General features: G+C 42.9%; 1 pseudogene. It reads left to right on the forward strand.

The window, feature by feature from the left end:
• Positions 1 to 557, forward strand: a pseudogene (locus tag ABN217_RS20055) (glycine dehydrogenase (aminomethyl-transferring)); the annotation flags it as partial.

Genomic DNA, 557 nt, shown 5'->3' on the forward strand with positions numbered 1-557 from the left:
TTCTGATGTCTCTCACTTAAATTTACATAAAACCTTCTGTATTCCTCATGGTGGTGGTGGGCCAGGTATGGGACCTATTGGTGTGAAATCACACTTAGCGCCGTTTGTACCAGGTCATTCTGTTGTTGAAATGGAGAATGTCACTACACAAGGCGCTGTTTCTGCGGCCCAGTTTGGTAGTGCTTCAATATTACCCATTAGTTGGATGTATATTCGTATGATGGGTGCGCAAGGGCTTTAAAAAGCAAGTCAAGTGGCAACCTTAAATGCGAATTATATTGCTCAGCGCTTGAAAGATGATTATGACATTCTTTACGCAGGGGCCGATGGCTATGTTGCCCATGAATGTATTATCGACATTCGCCCATTAAAAGCGAATTACGGTATTAGTGAGATGGATGTGGCTAAGCGTTTAATTGACTATGGGTTCCACGCACCGACGATGTCATTCCCTGTTGCGGGTACATTAATGATTGAACCTACAGAGTCTGAAAGTAAAGTTGAAATTGATCGCTTTATTGAAGCTCTGCTTTCTATTCGAGCTGAAATTGCGCAGG

The sequence above is a fragment of the Proteus sp. fly-1067 genome (genome assembly GCF_040139345.1).
GTDB classification, from domain to species: domain Bacteria; phylum Pseudomonadota; class Gammaproteobacteria; order Enterobacterales; family Enterobacteriaceae; genus Proteus; species Proteus vulgaris_B.